This window comes from Vibrio sp. SALL6, from assembly GCF_002002385.1.
Taxonomy (GTDB): Bacteria; Pseudomonadota; Gammaproteobacteria; order Enterobacterales; family Vibrionaceae; genus Vibrio; species Vibrio parahaemolyticus.
Genome location: NZ_MQVK01000008.1, coordinates 77,395 through 92,556 on the forward strand (window position 1 = coordinate 77,395; position 15,162 = coordinate 92,556).

Annotated in this window: 14 protein-coding genes; 6 read left to right on the forward strand and 8 right to left on the reverse strand. The window is 44.9% G+C overall.

The annotated features are described in order from the left end of the window. Nucleotides 1-10: 10 nt before the first annotated feature. Nucleotides 11-754 carry a tRNA (guanosine(37)-N1)-methyltransferase TrmD gene (gene trmD / locus BIW15_RS04705; RefSeq protein ID WP_005462562.1) on the forward strand — a complete coding sequence of 248 codons (744 nt, stop codon included), beginning with the start codon at nucleotides 11-13 and terminating at the stop codon, nucleotides 752-754. Between the two features lie 41 nt (nucleotides 755-795). After that, the gene (gene rplS, locus BIW15_RS04710; RefSeq protein WP_005462554.1) at nucleotides 796-1,149 is read left to right on the forward strand and encodes a 50S ribosomal protein L19; all 354 of its coding nucleotides are present in this window, start codon (nucleotides 796-798) and stop codon (nucleotides 1,147-1,149) included. A gap of 300 nt (nucleotides 1,150-1,449) precedes the next feature. Here the strand turns inward: rplS and yacG are convergent, their stop codons facing one another. From yacG to nadC, 8 genes are all read right to left on the reverse strand, one after another. Continuing rightward, the gene (gene yacG / locus BIW15_RS04715; protein ID WP_005462546.1) at nucleotides 1,450-1,644 is read right to left on the reverse strand and encodes a DNA gyrase inhibitor YacG; all 195 of its coding nucleotides are present in this window, start codon (nucleotides 1,642-1,644) and stop codon (nucleotides 1,450-1,452) included. A 68-nt stretch (nucleotides 1,645-1,712) separates the two neighbouring features. After that, nucleotides 1,713-2,453: a cell division protein ZapD gene (gene zapD / locus BIW15_RS04720; protein ID WP_015297254.1), complete on the reverse strand. Its 741-nt coding sequence runs from the start codon at nucleotides 2,451-2,453 to the stop codon at nucleotides 1,713-1,715. Between the two features lie 27 nt (nucleotides 2,454-2,480). Further along, nucleotides 2,481-3,095, reverse strand: a complete 615-nt coding sequence (gene coaE / locus BIW15_RS04725) for a dephospho-CoA kinase (protein ID WP_025523092.1) — start codon at nucleotides 3,093-3,095, stop codon at nucleotides 2,481-2,483. Beyond that, nucleotides 3,096-3,965: an A24 family peptidase gene (locus BIW15_RS04730; protein WP_015297252.1), complete on the reverse strand. Its 870-nt coding sequence runs from the start codon at nucleotides 3,963-3,965 to the stop codon at nucleotides 3,096-3,098. Between the two features lie 64 nt (nucleotides 3,966-4,029). Further along, entirely contained in the window at nucleotides 4,030-5,253 is a 1,224-nt protein-coding gene (locus BIW15_RS04735; protein ID WP_077280636.1) for a type II secretion system F family protein, read from the reverse strand. 24 nt (nucleotides 5,254-5,277) lie between these two features. Beyond that, on the reverse strand, nucleotides 5,278-6,963 hold the full coding sequence (pilB, locus tag BIW15_RS04740) for a type IV-A pilus assembly ATPase PilB (RefSeq protein ID WP_025523096.1): 1,686 nt from the start codon (nucleotides 6,961-6,963) through the stop codon (nucleotides 5,278-5,280). A gap of 3 nt (nucleotides 6,964-6,966) precedes the next feature. Further along, nucleotides 6,967-7,416, reverse strand: a complete 450-nt coding sequence (locus BIW15_RS04745; protein WP_024699421.1) for a pilin — start codon at nucleotides 7,414-7,416, stop codon at nucleotides 6,967-6,969. A 262-nt stretch (nucleotides 7,417-7,678) separates the two neighbouring features. Beyond that, complete coding sequence (gene nadC / locus BIW15_RS04750) at nucleotides 7,679-8,566, reverse strand: carboxylating nicotinate-nucleotide diphosphorylase (protein WP_015297249.1); 888 nt, start codon at nucleotides 8,564-8,566, stop codon at nucleotides 7,679-7,681. Between the two features lie 92 nt (nucleotides 8,567-8,658). On the opposite strand from nadC, the gene ampD reads away from it, so the two are divergent. The 4 genes from ampD to aceF all read left to right on the forward strand — a co-directional run bounded on the left by ampD (nucleotide 8,659) and on the right by aceF (nucleotide 15,019). Continuing rightward, entirely contained in the window at nucleotides 8,659-9,210 is a 552-nt protein-coding gene (gene ampD / locus BIW15_RS04755; protein ID WP_025525953.1) for a 1,6-anhydro-N-acetylmuramyl-L-alanine amidase AmpD, read from the forward strand. A 405-nt stretch (nucleotides 9,211-9,615) separates the two neighbouring features. Next, complete coding sequence (gene pdhR / locus BIW15_RS04760) at nucleotides 9,616-10,383, forward strand: pyruvate dehydrogenase complex transcriptional repressor PdhR (RefSeq protein ID WP_005462576.1); 768 nt, start codon at nucleotides 9,616-9,618, stop codon at nucleotides 10,381-10,383. Between the two features lie 48 nt (nucleotides 10,384-10,431). Then, on the forward strand, nucleotides 10,432-13,095 hold the full coding sequence (gene aceE, locus BIW15_RS04765; RefSeq protein WP_077280637.1) for a pyruvate dehydrogenase (acetyl-transferring), homodimeric type: 2,664 nt from the start codon (nucleotides 10,432-10,434) through the stop codon (nucleotides 13,093-13,095). A 19-nt stretch (nucleotides 13,096-13,114) separates the two neighbouring features. Continuing rightward, on the forward strand, nucleotides 13,115-15,019 hold the full coding sequence (gene aceF, locus BIW15_RS04770; protein WP_077280638.1) for a pyruvate dehydrogenase complex dihydrolipoyllysine-residue acetyltransferase: 1,905 nt from the start codon (nucleotides 13,115-13,117) through the stop codon (nucleotides 15,017-15,019). Nucleotides 15,020-15,162 lie beyond the last annotated feature (143 nt).

The following is a 15,162-nucleotide window of genomic DNA, read 5'->3' on the forward strand; positions in this document are numbered from 1 at the left end:
CGAGATAAACATGTGGGTTGGCGTTATTAGCCTTTTTCCTGAAATGTTCCGTTCTGTTACTGATTTTGGAGTAACAGGTCAAGCGGTTAAAAAAGGTCTTTTGTCGATTGAGACATGGAATCCTCGCGATTTCACTCACGACAAACATCGCACTGTCGATGACCGACCTTACGGTGGTGGCCCTGGTATGTTAATGATGGTTCAGCCTTTGCGCGATGCCATTCATACCGCTAAGAAAGCCTCACCGGGTAAGACGAAAGTCATTTACCTCTCTCCTCAAGGTCGTAAGCTCGACCAAAAAGGAGTCGAAGAACTGGCAACAAATGAGAATTTGCTTCTGATTTGTGGTCGTTATGAAGGGGTAGATGAGCGCATCATTCAATCTGAAGTCGACGAAGAATGGTCGATTGGGGATTTTGTAATGACGGGTGGTGAGATACCAGCCATGACGTTAATTGATTCTGTATCTCGGTTTATTCCGGGCGTATTAGGAGATTTTGCGTCAGCAGAAGAAGATTCTTTTGCTAATGGCTTACTAGATTGCCCTCACTATACGCGTCCAGAAGTATTGGATGACAAAGAGGTGCCATCGGTACTGATGTCAGGCAATCACAAGGACATTCGTCAATGGCGACTAAAGCAGTCGCTGGGCCGAACTTGGCTTAGAAGACCAGAGCTCCTGGAAAACCTAGCTCTGACTGACGAACAGGAACAATTACTTGCAGAGTTCATTAGTGAGCATAATGCAAAGTAACCTAATTTATTTAGTATCAGTTTATTCTAGGAATTTTAAAAATGAGTAACATCATCAAGGCTCTTGAAGAAGAGCAAATGAAATCAGGCCTACCTAAATTTGCACCAGGTGACACTGTTGTAGTTCAGGTTAAAGTTAAAGAAGGTGACCGTGAGCGTCTACAGGCTTTCGAAGGCGTTGTAATCGCAATCCGTAACCGTGGCCTGCACTCTGCTTTCACTGTACGTAAGATCTCTAACGGTGAAGGTGTTGAGCGTACGTTCCAAACACACTCTCCAATCGTTGATAGCATCGAAGTTAAACGCCGTGGTGCAGTACGTCGTGCCAAGTTGTACTACCTACGTGAGCGTTCTGGTAAGTCAGCTCGTATCAAAGAGAAACTTGCTAAGAAGTAATGCTATAACTAGCGTTCTCATTAAACGGAGTCCTTTTGGGCTCCGTTTTTTTATGTTTGCCTCATAACTGGCTATTTCTCTTTCTACCGTTGTCATCGGTGCTCAGTACTGGCGTAAACTCCGTTCCTTATCCTTGCTATAGTAAAATACACCTTCGCTTAATCCTCTGAAATTAAGCCGAATTGCAGATAGAAAGGCTGTAAACCAAGAGAGAAAGAGAACTGTTTTCCGACAGGCAATAAAAAAGTTGACGCTTTCACGCCAACTTCCTCAACTTTTAGAACCTAGAACCTAGAACCTCTAGTATTGATCTTCTGACCAGCCATCACTGTCTGACATATCTGGGGCGCCAGCAATGGCATTTTCTTCATCTGCCCATTCACCAAAATCGATCATTTGGCACTTTTTACTACAGAAAGGGCGATGAGGACTTTGTTCTCCCCACTCAACGTCGGTACCACATTGAGGGCATTGAACGATAGTAATTTTAGACATAGTTGAATCGTCCCATTGTAATCTTGGTATTAAAGCGAAGTATTTAGAATAATAGCCTGATGTTTTGATTAGCTACAAACGGCTAATTCAAACTCGACATCTTGTGTGCATGCCTGACCATTTTCAAAAGCCATAAATTTAATCGCAAAACGATTTTTATGACCTGAAATCATAGGGTAGACGCCATACTTCATAGGAATATGAAGTCGGAGGATATTTGCTTCATCTGCGTCACTTTGGAAGAATCCTGCGCGCGCGATTTGGGCTTTAAAATGGCCGGTTTCACGAGCAAGTTTTAGCCACAAGGTGAGCGCATCGGAAAGCGGTTTCAAACTCTTTTGCCATTGGTTGGCATCTTGCTTTTTACGTTCAATAGGCAGATGAAGCCAATAGTGTAATGCAGGTAAATCAAAGCAGCACGAGCCTCCTGGCAGATTGAAACGTTGGCGAATAGAGCTAAGGAAGCGATCTTCTTTTAACGCTTGACCAAAACGCTCCGCACCCATTAATTGACTATGAACCACATCAATTTCATTGAGTAACGAATTGAGGGCTTCTTGATCAACACCTTCTACATTTAGCCAATGGCGATAGGAGAGTCGCTGTTTCTCAAGATCTTTAGCCAATTCACTTTTTAGTTGGATCTGCTCGAAGATCTCTACCATGTCAAAAAGGGCACGGAAAAAAAGTTGATACTGGTGATTATCGGCAAAACCAGAGGCCAAGTGAGCCTGACGCAGCAGAGACTCTACTCTTAGATAAATACGAGTTTTCTCATTTAACGGATGTTCAAATTTGTGCGTGGTCATCGACATAAGCCTTGGTGAGTTTCATTCCTATTTTCGCAGATTTTTCTTACACATGGCTAGGTACTTTTCGTGCAAATCTGTGATTTGAAGCAAAAGATCTGGGTCATTTGGATTGTTTTTAACCACATCGTCAGCGATATCGAGTCTCTGCTGTCTCGAAGCTTGAGAGGCGAGAATCGCATGTGCTTGCTCTTCACTTACGTTGTCGCGTTTAACGGTGCGAGAAATTTGAGTTTCAGGTTCTACATCTACAACGAGGACACGATCGCACAAACTATCGAGGTTGTTTTCAACGAGTAATGGCACGACCAATAACGCATAATCCGACGTGACCTGTTGAAGGTCTTCTATCATTTTTTCTCGAATGATCGGATGTAACAATGCATTGAGCCAAGCTTTTTCTTCTGGATTAGAAAAGATTTTTTCGCGTAACTTGGCACGATCTAAGGTGCTGTCGTCATGCGTAATGTCTTGACCAAAATGTTGAATGATTGCATTTAACCCGGGAGTTCCAGGTTCGACGACTTCTCGTGCGACAATATCTGCATCGACAATATCAATTTTAAACTGCTGCTTGAACAGATTCGCTACGGTAGTTTTACCGCTGGCGATACCACCCGTTAAGCCTATTACCAAAGCCATTTACACCCCTAAAATTGACGTGAAGTACCAACTTAGAATTTGGTCGCCCCAGATTAAGCTTACCCATCCTGCAATCGCTAAATATGGGCCGAAAGGGAAAGCTCTCTCTATACCTTGTTTTTGTAGTCGTAACTGAACGAGCCCGAATATCACACCGACGACGGAAGAAAGTAGGATGATCATTGGTAATGATTGCCATCCTAGCCAAGCGCCAAGGGCAGCCAGCAATTTAAAATCACCGTAACCCATGCCTTCTTTACCAGTAAGCAGTTTGAACCCCCAATATACTGACCAAAGACACAAATAACCGGCAATCGCACCAATTACGGCGTCTTGTAGACTAACAGGGCTTATTTCTGTTAATGCTAACGCAATGCCAGCCCAAGTTAATGGTAATGTTAATTGGTCCGGTAGCAGCATAGTATCGAGATCGATAAAAGTCGCGGCTATTAAGACAAATGTGAAAAAGATTAACGCAACCGTAAAGTAGCTAAAGCCGAAATGATAAGCCACAAAACCAGCGCACGCAGCAGTGAGTAATTCTATCAGCGGATAGCGAGGACTAATTGCGGTATGACAATGATGGCATTTTCCTTTTAACAATAGCCAGCTGATTACAGGAATATTGTCTCGAATACGAATTGGCGTCGCGCAGTTTTGGCACGAAGAGCGAGGCACGCTTAATGTCAAAACTTCTTGAGGTGGCTTAATCTTATATTCAGGGAATGATTCGGCGCATTCACGGCGCCATTCTAATTCCATGATTTTAGGTAGCCGATAAATGACCACATTAAGAAAACTACCCACAATTAAACCGAAGATACTGGCAAACACAACGAATAGCCAAGGGTAGTACTGCAACACTTCCATATTTGTCTCTTGAGCGATAAGTCAAATCAGCAACATGCTGTTTTGAAGGGATTAAGGGCTCATTCTAGCCCAATACACTCATTAAGTTAAAGATTGGCAAGTACATCGCTGTGACCAAGCCACCGACAACGATACCTAAAAAAACGATAATCAATGGCTCTAAGATTTTACTGAGGTTATCGACGGTGTTGTCCACTTCAAACTCGTAAATTGTGGCGACTTTATTGAGCATGTCATCAAGTCGGCCGGATTCTTCGCCGATCATAACCATTTGCAGCACCAACTCAGGGAACACGTTGCAATTGCGCATTGCAACATACATCGGCATTCCTGCTGCGGTATCGCGATAAACCTCTTCGATAGCCAATTGATAATGCATATTTCCGGACGTTTTCGAGGTGGTTTTTAAACTGGTTAAAATCGGAATGCCCGCCGTAAAGCTCGTAGCGAGGGTTCGACTAAATTTTGCGATAGCGGCTTTCGATAAAACTGCCCCAAGGACTGGAAACTTAAGCACAGAGCGGTTGAGCATTAAGCGAAAAGAGTCAGAACGCATAGAGAGTACTCTCGCGGAGATAAATAAACTGATGGAGCCAAGTGCGATAAATGGGCTCCAGTTTTGTGTCCAAGCGGAAAGATCTAAGACTTGCCTTGTAAACCATGGCAATTCAGCGCCAAAGCCAACAAACATTTTTTCAAACTCGGGAATGACCTTGGTTAGCATGATAAACGATACTCCCAGTGCAACTAGAATAACCATGGCTGGATATATTAGAGCCTTGATCACTTTGGCTCTAAGCTGCTCATTTTTTTCCCTGTAGGTAGCTAAGCGTTCGAACACTTCGGCTAAGTTGCCCGATTGTTCTCCTGTCGCAATCAGGTCGGTATATAGCGGGTCAAAATGGTTGCTGGCGGTACGCATCGCTTTGGACATCGGCGTACCCGCTTCAACAGCCCGAGTTACACTCATCAAAATGGATTTCATTTCCGCTTTTTTGTGGTTATCAGAGACCAATTTCAATGCTTGTACTAGCGGCACACCGGTTACTAGCATCGTTGAGATTTGACGAGTGAAAACCGTGATTTCTTTTCCTTTTACGCGATGGCTAAGTTTGGTCAAAAAAGAGATGCTGCTTTTCTTTAGCTTTTTGATTTTGATGTGCTGGGCATCTAAGCGCTCTCGTACTTCGATTTCGCTCATTGCCAGAGTTTGACCAGAGGTCTTTTTCCCTGAGCTGTTGACGCCTTTCCAACGGAAGTTCTTTAATTGTGGTGTCGTAGTTTTCATAGGGGGTAACTGCTGATTTAAGGATTAGAAATAGAGCACTCGTTGTAACTCACTAAAGCTTGTGATGCCTTGTTTGAGTTTTGCTATTCCGGACATTTGCAAGGTGCTCATGCCGTTCGCAATGGCAAGTTTTTCCAGTTCATGTACCGAGGCTCCTTTAATAAGAGCTTCGGATAGAGATTCATCAAAGCGCATGACTTCATAGATACCCGTTCGGCCAGAATAACCATGGGTGCATTCGTTGCAACCATCTGGATTGGCTCTAAAAATTTTGTCAGTTGTTTGAATGCCGAGGTGCTGAAGTTGAACGGTATGCTCTTGCGGTTGTTTACAATATGGACAAAGTTTGCGAGCTAGGCGTTGGGCAATAATCAAGCTAAGCGAAGAGGCGAGGTTAAAACTTTCTACGCCCATGTTTGATAAACGAATGATGGTTTCAGCTGCAGAGTTGGTATGCAAAGTAGAAAGCACTAAGTGACCGGTTTGAGACGCCTTAATCGCGATTTCCGCAGTATCTAGGTCTCGAATCTCACCCACCATTACCACATCGGGATCTTGACGCAGAAAAGAACGTAGAGCTTCTGCAAAGCCAAAACCAATCTTAGGTTGGACTTGAACTTGGTTAATGCCCGATAAGTTAATTTCTACCGGGTCTTCCGCTGTGGAGATGTTGATCTCTGGTTTATTGAGAATATTTAACCCAGTGTACAAAGAAACGGTTTTGCCGCTTCCTGTTGGGCCTGTCATCAGAATCATACCTTGTGGGCGACGCAGAGCCTCTAAATACAGCTGCTTTTGTTGCTCACTATAACCAAGCTTGTCGATATTCAGTGATGCTGAGCTGCTATCGAGCAGTCGGAGTACGATTTTCTCTCCAAACAAGGTTGGTAGCGTAGATACCCGCATATCAATCGCGGTGTCTTGATTCAGTTTGAGTTTAATTCGCCCATCTTGTGGTAAACGTCGTTCTGCAATATCAAGTTTAGAGAGAATTTTTATACGAGCTGATAAGCGACGACTCAAGTGATTTGGCGGTTGCTGAGTTTCGATCAAAATGCCATCGCAACGTAGACGAACTCGGTACATCTTTTCATAAGGCTCAAAGTGGATATCGGATGCGCCTTTACGCACCGCGTCCAACAGAATTTGGTTGATGTAGCGGCTAACGGGCGACTCGTCTTGGCTCAAGTCTTCGATGTTGTCGATTTCATCTGCACCGACATCCACCAGACTCGCTAGCTCTTCTTGGTTGATCTCTTTGATCTGGGATCGTTCTTTACCAAGCGCGCGACCATAAAGACGGCGTATTGCTGCACTGAGTTCGCGAAAATCCGCCAACACCAATTCAACCTGTAAACCAGTGGCAAAGCGGAAATCATCTTCAGCTTGTTGATTGGTGGGGTCGGCAATCGCTAATAATAACGTTGAAGGCGTGCGGTGGAGCGGGAGTGCATTATGTCGTGTGATTAATTCACGTAGGCCGAGTTGTTGGCAAAGCGAAGCATATTCATATTGAGATAACTCGGGCTGACTTAAGCCAAAAATAGAACTTAAGTGCTCGACCAGTTCGCTTGACGTGAAGAATCCAGAACTGAGTAAAGCTTCCGGCATCGAAATGCCAGAAGCTTTGACGTGCTCTATTAACGTTTCTTCTTGGGAAAACGTCAGTAACCCTTTTTGGCGAAGAACGGTTGATAGGTTGGTTAACATATTCTACAAATTAGCATCCTTAGAACATGATTTTGGAAGTAGTTTAGCATCTAGGGTGGCTTTACATGTCCATGTACCACCAGCCGCTCTGTTTAGTGCTATTTTTGCATTATTTACGTCAGGGCTATTTCCAGAGCCAGCAAAAGTTAACAGGATGTTGCTATTGGCGTCATCAAAAGTTATTGCACCATTGTTTGGCTGAATCACTCCTAAGTCTGTTGTTAGCTGGCCAGCAGTTTTGCCATCAGGAAAACTACCATTTGTAACAATGTAATCTTCAACATTAGTTCGAACTGAGGTTATTGTTGCTAGTCCAGCCCCCAACTCTGACTTGGCCACATAGTTTTGGTATTGAGGGATAGCAATCGCCGCCAAAACACCAATTACCGCCACCACAATCATCAATTCAATTAGCGTAAAACCTTGCTGTTTTTTCTGTTTACTGTGTTTCATTTTCTTTCCTTCTTAATGAAATAAATAATGCCCTTGCATTAGCGAAGGATTATGGAGACTTCATAAAGGTTGAAAATGGGGAAGAGATGGGGTCTCGAGTGAGGTAAAACTCTTTGGTGGAAAGTTGCATATCGTATGCAGAGTTTTGCGAGTAGTGCTATTTTTTTAGTGGATAAAAAGAAAGGGCCTAGTGGCCCTTTTTAATGATGAATTACTCACAACTTACTGAGTTAGTTGAAGTAATTGAAAATTGTTGCTTTTATTATTTGAAGCGCATCGAAAGATCCATCGCTTTTAGATGCTTAGTTAGTGCGCCTACCGAAATGTAATCGACGCCGGTTTCTGCGTATTCAGCGATAGTATCTAGAGTGATGTTGCCTGAGTTTTCTAAAGCGGCACGGCCTGCGTTAATCTCTACGGCTTCGCGCATCATTTCTTTCGTGAAGTTATCTAGCATGATGATGTCGGCACCTGCGTCGATCGCTTCTTGTAGCTCAGCCAAGCTTTCTGTTTCTACTTCTACTGGTTTGCCAGGATTGAGCTCTTTTGCTGTGGTGATTGCTTGAGTAATTCCGCCACAAGCGATGATGTGGTTTTCTTTGATGAGGTAAGCGTCGAACACACCGATACGATGGTTAAAACCGCCACCGCAAGCAACGGCGTACTTCAGAGCACTTCGAAGACCCGGAATGGTTTTGCGTGTGTCTAACAAACGACAATCGGTATGCGCGATTTTTGCTGCATACTCAGCGGTTGTTGTTGCACAGCCAGAAAGGGTTTGAATAAAGTTCATTGCGTTGCGCTCACCCGTTAACAGGTCACGAGCTGGGCCAGTCAGCGTACAAAGTGTTTGGTTTGGCTCGACTTTATCGCCATCTTTTACATGCCATTCGATAGTGACTTTGCCGCCAAGCTGTTTAAATACTTCATCTGCCCAAGCTTGACCACAAAACACGCCGTGTTCACGAGTGATGATGGTTGCGGTATTCATTGCATCAGCAGGAATAAGAGATGCAGTGATATCTTGTGACGCATCCAACGTGCCACCTAGATCTTCTTTTAAGGTATCGGCGACAGAGCGGGTGATTTCTAAAGGAAGTTGTTGCTTGAGGTATTCTAGGCGTTCTTGGCTGTTGTGTGTGTTCTTCATCGCAAATCTAGTCTTGAAAGGGAGATGGCATCGAATGATACTCTCCGGTGTCAATAATTTCAGCAGTTAATTTGCAAACTATAGAGGTTGATATGTCCCCAATTATCGATAATGGATGGTTGACTCACGCAAAGCATGTTCCATCACCATTTTTTGACGCACGCAACAGCGAACACGATATCTCTCTATTAGTTGTTCATAACATCAGTTTGCCACCTGGCCAGTTTGGTGGGCCGTATATTGAAGACTTTTTCAGCGGCAATCTTGATCCTAACGCGCACCCGTTTTTTGAGGTAATTCACAAAATGGGCGTTTCAGCGCATTGTTTAATAAAGCGCGACGGTGAGATTGTTCAGTTCGTTTCATTTCTTGATAGAGCATGGCATGCGGGGCAATCAAGCTTTGCCGGGAGAGACCGTTGCAATGATTACTCTATTGGCATTGAGCTAGAGGGAACAGAATTTGTGGCGTATACAGAAGCGCAATATCAATCACTTGCTCGATTAACTCAAGCCATCATGCATCAATATCCTCAAATTACCTTGCCACGAATTACCGGCCATCAATACATTGCTCCCTTGAGAAAAAGCGATCCTGGTCTAAGCTTTGATTGGGTTAAATATAGGCAGCTGGTTCAACGTTGATTTGTAGCAAAACTGTAAATTCAAAAAACGGAAATAAATAAGGCATACGATCAGGTATGCCTTTTTTTGATACGAGAAATATTAATGGTTGTTAAAAATTAACTACATTTTTACGACTAATGAGTTCGTTTTGGTGAATAAATAGACTGATCATTTTGTCATTTTTTGTATTTCTTTTCCAAAACCGCTAGCACGTCGAATTCCCATTTGTTTTGTTAATGTAATTGGTCAGACCAATTTTTTTGCCGTTTTAATAGTCAATTGTTATCAGACTGTTGGTTGTAAGTCTGTTCTATGATTTAGGTCAATTTTTGGCTGGACAGTTGCGTTTTAATTATGTTAATTTCTGCACCAACTTAAAATTGGTATTACCAATTACCTGCAAGAGTAGAAGAACAATAAATTATGGCTTATCAAAGGATTCGTCAGCCAAAGCTCTCTGATGTTATTGAACAAGAGTTAGAAAGGTTGATTGTGGAAGGAACATTGTCTCCGGGGCAACAATTGCCACCAGAGCGCGAACTGGCGAAACAGTTCGATGTGTCTCGTCCTTCAGTCCGTGAAGCCATCCAACGCTTAGAAGCGAAACGTTTGTTAACTCGTCGCCAAGGTGGCGGTACTTTCGTTAGCGAAAACATCTGGAAAAGCTTTTCCGATCCTTTGCTGAATTTGTTGTCTAGCCACTCTGAAACCCAACTTGATTTGCTTGAGTCACGTCATGCAATGGAAGGGATTTCGGCGTATTTTGCAGCTTTGCGTGGTACCGAAGAAGATTTTGCACGCATTCAAGGCTGCCTTGAGCGCATTAGTAAAGAGCAAGCAAACAACGATATCGAAGCGGAATCAGCGGAAGTTATGCAGTTTTTAATTGCGATAACAGAAGCGGCTCATAATGTCGTGTTACTGCACATTGTGCGTAGCTTAGCTCCTCTACTTGAGCAAAACATTCTACAGAATTTTAAATTACTACGTCGCCGCCCTGAGGCGGTCGAGAAAGTGAGTAAACACCGAGCTAACATTGTGGATGCGATTGTTTCTGGTCAGCCTGAAAAGGCTCGTGAGATGTCTCATTCGCACTTGGCTTACATCGAAGAAACATTGTTGGATTTGACTCGAGAAGAGTCTCGACGAGAGCGTTCTCTGCGTCGAATTCAGCAGGGTAACAACTCGTAAGAGTGTTACTTAAATAAGTAGATCCAACCAACAGAAGGATAGATCGCCATGTCTGATATGAAGCATGACGTAGATGCACTGGAAACTCAAGAATGGCTACAAGCACTTGAGTCAGTTGTACGTGAAGAAGGTGTAGAACGCGCTCAGTACCTACTAGAGCAGGTTCTAGACAAAGCACGTCTAGACGGTGTTGATATGCCAACAGGTATCACAACTAACTACATCAACACGATTCCTGCAGACCAAGAGCCAGCTTACCCTGGTGACACAACGCTTGAGCGCCGTATTCGTTCCATCATTCGCTGGAACGCAATCATGATCGTTCTTCGCGCATCTAAGAAAGACCTAGAACTAGGCGGCCACATGGCGTCTTTCCAGTCTTCTGCTGCATTCTACGAAACATGTTTCAACCACTTCTTCCGTGCGCCAAACGAGAAGGACGGTGGTGACCTAGTTTACTACCAAGGTCACATCTCACCGGGTATCTACGCTCGTGCGTTCGTTGAAGGTCGTCTAACTGAAGAGCAGCTAGATAACTTCCGTCAAGAAGTGGATGGTAAAGGTATCCCATCATACCCGCACCCTAAACTAATGCCTGAATTCTGGCAGTTCCCAACCGTATCTATGGGTCTAGGTCCGATCTCTGCGATCTACCAAGCTCGTTTCCTTAAGTACCTTGAAGGCCGCGGCATGAAAGATACTTCTGAGCAGCGCGTTTACGCGTTCCTAGGTGACGGTGAGATGGATGAGCCAGAATCACGTGGTGCTATCTCTTTCGCTGCGCGTGAGAAGCTAGACAACCTATGTTTCCTAATCAACTGTAACCTACAGCGTCTAGACGGCCCTGTAATGGGTAACGGTAAGATCATTCAAGAACTTGAAGGTCTGTTCAAAGGCGCTGGCTGGAACGTAGTGAAAGTAATCTGGGGTAACAACTGGGATTCTCTACTAGCTAAAGACACAACTGGTAAGCTTCTACAGCTTATGAACGAAACAATCGATGGCGATTACCAAACGTTCAAAGCGAAAGATGGCGCATACGTGCGTGAGCACTTCTTCGGTAAGTACCCAGAAACTGCTGCACTAGTTGCTGACATGACTGACGACGAAATCTTCGCACTTAAGCGTGGTGGTCACGAGTCTTCTAAGCTTTACGCTGCTTACAAAAACGCGGCAGAAACTAAAGGCCGTCCAACGGTTATCCTAGCTAAGACTGTTAAAGGTTACGGCATGGGTGAAGCGGCTGAAGGTAAGAACATCGCGCACCAAGTTAAGAAGATGGATATGACTCACGTACTACACCTACGTGATCGTCTAGGTCTACAAGACATCCTAACTGACGAAGCGGTTAAAGAACTTCCGTACCTGAAACTTGAAGAAGGTTCAAAAGAGTACGAATACCTACACGCTCGTCGTAAAGCGCTACACGGCTACACGCCACAGCGTCTACCAAACTTCACTCAAGAACTAATCGTTCCTGAGCTAGAAGAATTCAAGCCACTACTAGAAGAACAGAAGCGTGATATCTCTTCTACTATGGCATTCGTACGTGCACTTAACGTTCTACTTAAGAACAAGAACATTGGTAAGAACATCGTTCCTATCATTGCTGACGAAGCGCGTACATTCGGTATGGAAGGTCTGTTCCGTCAAATCGGTATTTACAACCCGCACGGCCAGAACTACACACCACAAGACCGCGACATCGTTTCTTACTACAAAGAAGCAACGTCAGGTCAGGTTCTACAAGAAGGTATCAACGAGCTAGGTGCTATGTCTTCATGGGTTGCTGCTGCGACTTCATACTCGACAAACGACCTACCAATGATCCCGTTCTACATCTACTACTCAATGTTCGGCTTCCAACGTGTTGGCGACATGGCGTGGATGGCGGGCGACCAACAAGCACGTGGTTTCCTACTAGGCGCAACTGCTGGTCGTACAACGCTGAACGGTGAAGGTCTACAGCACGAAGACGGTCACTCGCACGTCATGGCGGGTACGGTTCCTAACTGTATCTCTTACGACCCAACATTCGCGTACGAAGTAGCAGTAATCATGCAAGACGGTATCCGTCGCATGTACGGTCCTGATCAAGAGAACGTGTTCTACTACCTAACGCTAATGAACGAAAACTACGCAATGCCAGCAATGCCAGAAGGCGCTGAAGAAGGCATCCGTAAAGGTATCTACAAGCTAGAAACTTACACGGGCGATAAAGCGAAAGTTCAGTTAATGAGCTCAGGTACTATCATGAATGAAGTACGTAAAGCAGCTCAAATCCTAAGCGAAGAGTACGGTGTTGCTTCTGATGTTTACTCTGTAACGTCATTCAACGAACTAACTCGCGACGGTCAAGATGCAGAGCGTTTCAACATGCTTCACCCAGAAGCGGAAGCGAAAGTACCTTACATCCAAACAGTAATGGGTACTGAGCCAGCTATCGCAGCAACTGACTACATGAAGAACTACGCAGAGCAGGTTCGTGCATTCATTCCTGCTGAGTCTTTCAAAGTTCTTGGTACTGATGGCTTCGGTCGTTCAGACAGCCGTGAAAACCTACGCCGTCACTTCGAAGTGAACGCAGGTTACGTAGTAGTAGCAGCACTAACTGAACTAGCGAAACGTGGCGAAGTTGAGAAATCTGTAATTGCTGAAGCAATTAAGAAATTCGACATCGACACTGAGAAAACAAACCCGCTATACGCTTAATTAAGAAGGTAGATAAGAAATGGCAATCGAAATTAATGTACCAGACATCGGTGCGGATGAGGTTGAAGTTACTGAGATTCTTGTAAGCGTTGGCGACAAGGTTGAAGAAGAGCAGTCTCTGATCACTGTTGAAGGCGATAAAGCTTCTATGGAAGTTCCTGCTTCTCAAGCGGGTATCGTTAAAGAAATCAAAGTTGCAGAAGGCGACAAGGTTTCTACTGGTTCTCTAATCATGATTTTCGAAGCCGAGGGTGCAGCTGAAGCTGCACCTGCTCCTGCGGCGGAAGCAGCTCCAGCAGCAGCTCCAGCTCCAGCAGCAGCGGCAGAACTGAAAGAAGTTCACGTACCAGATATCGGTGGTGACGAAGTTGAAGTTACTGAAATCATGGTAGCAATCGGCGACAGCATCGAAGAAGAGCAATCTCTGATCACTGTAGAAGGCGACAAAGCTTCTATGGAAGTTCCTGCACCATTCGCAGGTACGCTTAAAGAGATCAAAGTAGCAGCAGGCGATAAAGTATCGACTGGCTCTCTAATCATGGTATTCGAAGTAGCAGGTTCAGGCGCTCCAGCAGCAGCTCCTGTGGCAGTAGAAGCACCAGCGGCAGCAGCTCCAGTAGCATCTGCGGCAAAAGAAGTTAACGTTCCAGATATCGGCGGCGACGAAGTTGAAGTGACTGAAATCATGGTTGCAGTTGGCGACACAGTGGAAGAAGAGCAATCTCTGATCACTGTAGAAGGCGACAAAGCTTCTATGGAAGTTCCTGCACCATTCGCTGGTACAGTTAAAGAAATCAAGATTGCAGCTGGCGACAAAGTGTCTACTGGCTCACTAATCATGGTATTCGAAGTAGCGGGCGCAGCACCTGCTCCGGCAGCGGCTCCAGCTCAAGCGGCAGCACCTGCAGCGGCTCCTGCTCCAGCGGCAGCACCTGCAGCGGCTCCTGCTCCAGCGGCAGCAGCTCCAGCAGCTGGCGACTTCCAAGACAATGATGAGTACGCTCACGCGTCTCCAGTTGTTCGTCGTCTAGCTCGTGAGTTCGGTGTAAACCTTTCTAAGGTTAAAGGTTCTGGTCGTAAGAGCCGTATCCTGAAAGAAGACGTTCAGAACTACGTGAAAGAAGCGCTTAAGCGTCTTGAGTCTGGTGCAGCAGCATCTGGCAAAGGCGACGGTGCAGCTCTTGGTCTACTACCATGGCCAAAAGTGGACTTCAGCAAGTTCGGTGAGACAGAAGTTCAACCGCTATCTCGCATTAAGAAGATCTCTGGTGCTAACCTACACCGTAACTGGGTAATGATCCCGCACGTTACACAGTGGGATAACGCAGACATCACGGCTCTTGAAGCATTCCGTAAAGAGCAAAACGCGATTGAAGCGAAGAAAGACACTGGCATGAAGATCACTCCACTAGTGTTCATCATGAAAGCGGCGGCTAAAGCACTTGAAGCGTTCCCAGCGTTCAACTCTTCTCTATCAGAAGACGGTGAGAGCCTAATTCTGAAGAAATACGTGAACATCGGTATCGCGGTAGATACGCCAAACGGTCTAGTTGTTCCTGTATTTAAAGACGTGAACAAGAAAGGCATCTACGAGCTATCTGAAGAGCTTATGGCTGTTTCTAAGAAAGCTCGTGCTGGCAAGCTAACTGCTGCTGACATGCAAGGTGGCTGTTTCACTATCTCTAGCCTAGGCGGTATCGGCGGTACGGCGTTTACTCCAATCGTAAACGCGCCAGAAGTTGGTATCCTAGGTGTGTCTAAGTCAGAAATGAAACCTGTATGGAACGGTAAAGAGTTCGAACCGCGTCTACAACTTCCACTGTCTCTATCATACGACCACCGTGTGATCGATGGTGCTGAAGGTGCGCGCTTCATCACTTACCTAAATTCATGTCTATCTGACATTCGTCGTCTAGTTCTTTAATAGAAGTTAGATGAATGAGAGGCGGCAATTTAGCCGCCTCTGCTAATAATAATTACCGGACAATTTGGTTATCTCCCTTATTCTCTACAGGGTTTTCACAATCGAATTGTTGTCTAGCTCACAGGCTAAATTGATTTACTTTT

Coding starts and splice junctions, on each gene's coding strand:
- pdhR (WP_005462576.1), top strand. CDS start 9,616: ATGGCTTATCAAAGGATTCGTCAGCCAAAGCTCTCTGATGTTATTGAA.
- BIW15_RS04730 (WP_015297252.1), bottom strand. CDS start 3,965: ATGGAAGTGTTGCAGTACTACCCTTGGCTATTCGTTGTGTTTGCCAGT.
- coaE (WP_025523092.1), bottom strand. CDS start 3,095: ATGGCTTTGGTAATAGGCTTAACGGGTGGTATCGCCAGCGGTAAAACT.
- zapD (WP_015297254.1), bottom strand. CDS start 2,453: ATGACCACGCACAAATTTGAACATCCGTTAAATGAGAAAACTCGTATT.
- nadC (WP_015297249.1), bottom strand. CDS start 8,566: ATGAAGAACACACACAACAGCCAAGAACGCCTAGAATACCTCAAGCAA.
- aceE (WP_077280637.1), top strand. CDS start 10,432: ATGTCTGATATGAAGCATGACGTAGATGCACTGGAAACTCAAGAATGG.
- yacG (WP_005462546.1), bottom strand. CDS start 1,644: ATGTCTAAAATTACTATCGTTCAATGCCCTCAATGTGGTACCGACGTT.
- rplS (WP_005462554.1), top strand. CDS start 796: ATGAGTAACATCATCAAGGCTCTTGAAGAAGAGCAAATGAAATCAGGC.
- aceF (WP_077280638.1), top strand. CDS start 13,115: ATGGCAATCGAAATTAATGTACCAGACATCGGTGCGGATGAGGTTGAA.
- trmD (WP_005462562.1), top strand. CDS start 11: ATGTGGGTTGGCGTTATTAGCCTTTTTCCTGAAATGTTCCGTTCTGTT.
- BIW15_RS04735 (WP_077280636.1), bottom strand. CDS start 5,253: ATGAAAACTACGACACCACAATTAAAGAACTTCCGTTGGAAAGGCGTC.
- pilB (WP_025523096.1), bottom strand. CDS start 6,963: ATGTTAACCAACCTATCAACCGTTCTTCGCCAAAAAGGGTTACTGACG.
- ampD (WP_025525953.1), top strand. CDS start 8,659: ATGTCCCCAATTATCGATAATGGATGGTTGACTCACGCAAAGCATGTT.
- BIW15_RS04745 (WP_024699421.1), bottom strand. CDS start 7,416: ATGAAACACAGTAAACAGAAAAAACAGCAAGGTTTTACGCTAATTGAA.